The sequence below is a fragment of the Microvirga arsenatis genome, from assembly GCF_009910705.1.
Classification (GTDB): domain Bacteria; phylum Pseudomonadota; class Alphaproteobacteria; order Rhizobiales; family Beijerinckiaceae; genus Microvirga; species Microvirga arsenatis.
Genome location: NZ_JAAAXJ010000045.1, coordinates 1 through 5,231 on the forward strand (window position 1 = coordinate 1; position 5,231 = coordinate 5,231).

Here is a 5,231-nt window from a genome sequence, read left to right on the forward strand (position 1 = left end):
GCCAGCGGTACTGGCCGCTTCATCCCCGCTCAGCGAACCACCAAGTGAACGCTGACGGTGATCACGATCACCAGAACGAGTGATCATGATCGTGTGGAACCACCGATCACCATCCCTGGAATACGCAGCCCAGGCGTTGCGCGGCGGCCGCGAGCTCCTCGCTTGGGGGCTGATCCGGAGCCTCGCCGTCGGGACGGTTGTTGATGATGGTCTTGAAGCCCGCGGCCGCGGCCTCCTCAAGATCCCGTTCGGTCAGTTGATGGGCGACCGAGATGTTGGGCGTCAATTTGGTGACCTTCACGCGACAGCTCCTTTCAGACGGTTGAGAACTGGCGGACCCAGTTTTGGAGGGTGGAGAGGTTAGCCAGCCCCGCCTGCCGCGCAACGACTGAGCCGTTCTTGAGGACGAAGAGGGCCGGAATGCCCTGAACACCAAGCCGCCCGGCCAGTTCCGGCTCATTGTCCACGTTGACCTTCACGAAGCGGGCCTTCGGTTCGAGCTCCTTCGCCGCCCGCTCGAAGATCGGCGCCATCGCCCGGCAGGGGCCGCACCAGGGCGCCCAGAAATCGGCGATCACCGGAATGTCGCTGCGCTCGGCGTGGCGCTGGAAGCGAGCGGCATTGAGCTCGACGGGATGACCTTCGAAGAGCTTCGCCTTGCAGCTGCCGCAGACCGCCTGCGACGCAGGCCGATCCTGCGGAACGCGGTTGACGGCATCGCACCGGGGGCAGACCACATGAAACGACTTCGACATGGACCACCTCCTGTCTTTCGGCCTCAGAGCAGGTTGAGGCTGCGCACCAGCATGTAGATCGCCACGACAAAAATCAGGCCGGCGAACACCGTGTTCAGCGCACCTTTCCTGCCCGCGAGCAGCTTGGCGGAGCGCGTGCCGAGCAGGCCGCCAAGGACGCCGCCGCCAATGAACAACGCCGCCAGGGGCCAGTCGATCAGACCCGACAGGGCGTAGTTCAACGCCGTGGTCAGTCCAAAGGCGGAGACAGCCACGAGGGACGAACCGACGGCGTTCAGGATCGGCATTCCGGTTGCCATGATGAGCCCGGGCACGATCAGGAAGCCGCCGCCGATGCCGAAGAAGCCCGACAGGGCGCCCGTCGCCAGGCCGATGCCGACCAGCTTGGGGAAGTTGTCCCGCGCCAGTCGGACATCCTTGTCGCCTTCGCCGGAGCGCTTGCGCAGCATCAGGGCGCCGACCACCAGCATCAGCACGGCGAACAGGGCGAGCAGCTTCTGCCCGTCCATCATCTTGCCGAGCGTCGAGCCGCCGAACGCGCCGATCACGCCTGAGACGGCAAAGACCAGGGCGCAGCGCCATTTGACGGTTCCGCCGCGGGCATGGCTGCCGAGGTTGGCCAGGGCGTTCACCGCCACCGCGACCGCGCTCGTGCCGATGGCCACGTGCGGGTTGGTCACACCGACGAGATAGACGAGCAGCGGCACCGCCAGGATCGAGCCGCCCCCGCCCACGAGGCCAAGCGTGAAGCCGACGAGCGAGCCCGAGGCGAGGCCAAGGGCGCTCTGGGTGAGCGACAAATCCATCATGATCTCCTGCTAGTGCCGCTGCACGGGATGTTAAATGCGTCAGGCGTCTTGGGTTGGGCATAGGCGGCCCGGTTCCACGGGGCCTTCATGAGGATCCGGGCCATGCCGCAGAACCCGGTTATGCCCGCCATCGTCAGGCCGGCGCCGACGAAGGCTGGGATGATGAAGAACCACTGTGAGACGAGCAGGCCCAGCATCGTGCCGAGGAAGGCCATGCTGCCAGCCCCGATCTGCACTTGGCGCTGCAGCTCAAGTGGCTGACGGCGGTCGACGGACACCGGTAGGCCGGCCTTCTTCCAGGCATCGATCCCGCCCTCAATGATGAAGGCGTCGCAGGCGCCTCCGACCTTGGCGGCGAGACGAGGGGCGTTGCCCTGGGTGCGGGCGCCGCTCCTGCAGTGGAAGATCACCGGCTGGTCTTCCGGGTGCGCAAGGTCCGCTTGGTCCAGTCGGGACAGGGGCACCAGGCGGGCGTCAGGGATGTTCTCCCGGGCGTGCTCGTCGGCCTCACGGATGTCGACGAGAAGTGCGCCCTGGTCGAGCAGGCGCTTGGCTTCGGTGGGGCTGACGGTGGGAAGCGACATGGTGGGTCTCCGGATGTGGGAGCGGCCTTCGAGGCGGCTCTCATTACATTAGGTATTGCTTATTTAGTTAATGCTCATATATTGTCAATACCAACCCAAGCCGAACCATTGAGGAGGTTCAGACCATGTCAGGCCAACCCATCATCCAGGCGTTCTTCGATGAGCCCACCAACACCGTCAGCTACCTGGTCGCGGATCCGGCAACGAAAAAGGCGGCGATCATCGACCCTGTCTTCGACTACGACCACAACTCAGGTACGGTCGACACCCGCTCGGTCGAGGCGATGCTCAAGGCGGCCGAGGAGCAGGGCTACACCGTTGAGTGGGCGCTGGAGACCCACGCTCATGCCGACCATCTGTCAGGCGCGCCCTACATCAAGGCCAGGACGGGGGCGAAGATCGGCATCGGCGAGCACATCAAGGACGTGCAGAAGATATTCCGGCCGATCTTCAACGCCACTGATCTCAACCCGGATGGCAGCGACTTCGACCACCTGTTCAAGGACGGCGAGCGCTTCACCATCGGCGAGCTCGACATGGAAGTGCTGCACACGCCCGGGCACACCCCGGCTGACGTGTCCTACAAGGTCGAGGACGCGGTTTTCGTGGGTGACACCATGTTCATGCCGGACTACGGCACCGCCCGCGCCGACTTTCCCGGCGGTGACGCGCACCAGCTGTACCGCTCGATCAGGCGCCTGACCGCGCTTCCGCCCGAGACCCGGCTGTTCATGTGCCACGACTACAAGGCGCCGGGCCGCGACACCTATGCTTGGGAGACCACGGTGGCGGAGCAGCGCGAGAGGAATGTGCATGTAAAGGAGGGTGTTACCGAGGAGGAGTTCGTGGCCATGCGAACCGCTCGTGACGCGAAGCTAACGGCGCCCCGGCTGCTGCTGCCCTCGATCCAGACCAACATCCGTGCCGGGAAGTTCCCGCCGGCGGAAGCCAACGGGGTGCGCTACCTCATGATTCCGGTCAAGATGAAGGGCGGGGCCGGGGAGGTCGTATAGGTGGAGGAGTCCCGGCCTTGGCGATGGCCGGGCTCCTTTCACCCATCGGACGCAACCCGGGAGGGGATGACCATGCCATGCGCACGGCAGGCGCACGGCGTGGAGCAAGTCCACACAGTTCCGTGAGCTCAGACCGGCACGCGGAAACGTCGTCATGAGCGGACGTCTGTAGGAATGTCGCCTTGTATTCCTTCCCAGAGGACTTTTCCCTATGCGTCTTGTCGGCCTGCTCGCTGTGTCTTTGCTGGCGCCTCTTGCACTTGGAGCCGGTTGGGCGAAGGCAGATGTCCTGATCACCGTCGACAAGACCACCCAGCGCACGTCGGTCTCTGTTGATGGCACGCCGCGATATGCCTGGTCGGTTTCCACGGGCAAGGCAGGATATGAGACGCCGGTTGGCACATTCACTCCATCGCGTCTGGTGAAGGATCATGCCTCCAAGGAGTGGGACAACTCGCCCATGCCGCACTCGATCTTCTTCACGCATCGGGGCCACGCGATCTACGGCAGCAACGCCACCCGCAGCCTGGGGGGGCCGCTTGGCACGGCTGCGTCTGCCTTGCGCCGGCAAACGCGGCCAAGCTGTTTGCCCTCGTCCGCAGTGAGGGAATGCGGAACACGAGGATCGTGATCCAGGGAGACGAGCCGAGGAAGCCCTCCGCACGGACGGTGAAGTGGGATCAGCCCAAGGCCCGGTATGCTGAACCGCCGTCGGTCGGAGCAGGTTATTCCGGCCGTCAGCTGCAGCGCCCAGAGGCACTACGCCCACCTATGGGGCATGGAAGTCCACTGAACACACAGGCAATTTTTAATTGGCGATGAGTCGTGCCCACCCTCTCATCTAAGAGGGGGTATTCCGCGTCTCCGCGAGGGCTACCGTATTGCCTGCGCACATCTCCTTCGTCCCTCGAACGATGGTGTCTGACGCGACGACATGCTCTCCCGTCGCAGCGGTGATCACCGCCTCCAGCAAGGCTCCGGCGACTCGGTCATGTGGCACGACCCGGTAGCGATGGGGTAGGAGTGGATCGGCCAGCCGCAAGAGCCGCATGGCCACGAACTCCGCAGGCCGGAACTCGTTCCGGTCGCCTCCGATCAGGGCCGGGCGCACAATGGTCAGGGAGGGGAAGCCGACCTGCCGGATGGTCTCTTCAACCTCGCCTTTGACGCGGTTGTAGAAGAACCGCGAGCGCGGGTCAGCTACGGTTACCGAGTTCAACGCGAAGGCGCGCGCACCATGCTGCCGAGCCAGCTGCGCCACGGCCAGCGGATAGTCGTGGTCGACCCGGCGGAAGGCCTCCTGCGAGCCCGCCTTGCGCATCGTTGTGCCCAAGGTGTAGATCACACTGTCCACTGCCCACCACGGTGCAAGGGCCGGTAAGTGCTCGAAATCAACCAGCGGGTTTTCGAGCTTCGGATGGGGCAGCAGCTCGTGCCGGGTCGGGGCGACGATCCGGGCTACCCGTGCATCACTCTGCGGAATGAGGGCCAATGCAGAGCTTCGACTTGCTTCGACACAATGGAGAGCCTCTCCTGAAGTAGCGGGAATCTCCATGCCTCACACACGCTTTACGAAAGAGTTTCAGGATGAAGCGGTGCGGCTCGCCCTGACCAGCGGCCGCAGCCGACGAAATTACTGAGGATCTCGGGATCGGCCTGTCGACTCTGCGCCACTGATCGACCGCCATAGTGAGCACGAGATCGATGATCCGCCCGAGGAGCGGCAGGAGGACACGGCAGCCGAGCTGAAGCGGCTGCGGCGCGAGAACGAGATCCTGCGCCAGGAGCGGGAGATCCTGAAGAAGCCCTCATCAAAAACGTGCTGGAGGCAAGGCTCGCTCTCAGAGGAAGACAGACTCCTGATGGGGAGGTCTTGTCTTGGCAGAACAGGGGAGAGGCAAGCTTGGCCTTCGCTATGGATGAATGCTGGACCTGTTAGGATCTCGGGTGCCGTCGCGAGCTGTGTTGAAATTCGGGTGGCGCGATCTCCGGCATGAACATCGTATTGGGTCAGGCGGCGAGGTCAATCGTCTCCTTCGGGGCTGACGCTTGTGTCAGCGTCTTCCAGCC

Annotated in this window: 7 protein-coding genes and 1 pseudogene; 3 read left to right on the forward strand and 5 right to left on the reverse strand. The window is 64.0% G+C overall.

Annotated elements, in window-relative coordinates; translation table 11 throughout:
- Window positions 1-106: 106 nt before the first annotated feature.
- From GR303_RS23940 to GR303_RS23955, 4 genes are read right to left on the reverse strand one after another with little or no spacing between them, the layout of a single operon-like run.
- Complete coding sequence (locus GR303_RS23940; protein ID WP_161726946.1) at window positions 107-301, reverse strand: beta-lactamase hydrolase domain-containing protein; 195 nt, start codon at window positions 299-301, stop codon at window positions 107-109.
- A 13-nt stretch (window positions 302-314) separates the two neighbouring features.
- Complete coding sequence (gene trxC, locus GR303_RS23945) at window positions 315-755, reverse strand: thioredoxin TrxC (protein WP_161726944.1); 441 nt, start codon at window positions 753-755, stop codon at window positions 315-317.
- A 23-nt stretch (window positions 756-778) separates the two neighbouring features.
- Window positions 779-1,561 (reverse strand): sulfite exporter TauE/SafE family protein, encoded by a 783-nt coding sequence (locus GR303_RS23950; protein ID WP_161726948.1) that lies wholly within the window; start codon window positions 1,559-1,561, stop codon window positions 779-781.
- Window positions 1,561-2,148: a rhodanese family protein gene (locus GR303_RS23955; RefSeq protein WP_161726943.1), complete on the reverse strand. Its 588-nt coding sequence runs from the start codon at window positions 2,146-2,148 to the stop codon at window positions 1,561-1,563. The genes GR303_RS23950 and GR303_RS23955 overlap by 1 nt, the downstream gene beginning before the upstream one ends.
- 125 nt (window positions 2,149-2,273) lie before the next feature.
- Between GR303_RS23955 and GR303_RS23960 the strand changes: the two genes are divergently transcribed.
- Window positions 2,274-3,161, forward strand: coding sequence for an MBL fold metallo-hydrolase (locus tag GR303_RS23960; protein ID WP_161726941.1), 888 nt, complete (start codon window positions 2,274-2,276; stop codon window positions 3,159-3,161).
- Window positions 3,162-3,372: 211 nt separating this feature from the next.
- Window positions 3,373-3,792: a L,D-transpeptidase gene (locus tag GR303_RS23965; RefSeq protein ID WP_246205883.1), complete on the forward strand. Its 420-nt coding sequence runs from the start codon at window positions 3,373-3,375 to the stop codon at window positions 3,790-3,792.
- A gap of 210 nt (window positions 3,793-4,002) precedes the next feature.
- Here GR303_RS23965 and GR303_RS23970 read toward each other — a convergent pair whose 3' ends face one another.
- Window positions 4,003-4,653 (reverse strand): Rossmann-fold NAD(P)-binding domain-containing protein, encoded by a 651-nt coding sequence (locus GR303_RS23970; protein ID WP_201752216.1) that lies wholly within the window; start codon window positions 4,651-4,653, stop codon window positions 4,003-4,005.
- Between the two features lie 61 nt (window positions 4,654-4,714).
- Between GR303_RS23970 and GR303_RS25080 the strand changes: the two are divergent.
- Window positions 4,715-5,023 (forward strand): annotated as a pseudogene (locus GR303_RS25080) (transposase); the annotation flags it as partial.
- Window positions 5,024-5,231: the final 208 nt, after the last annotated feature.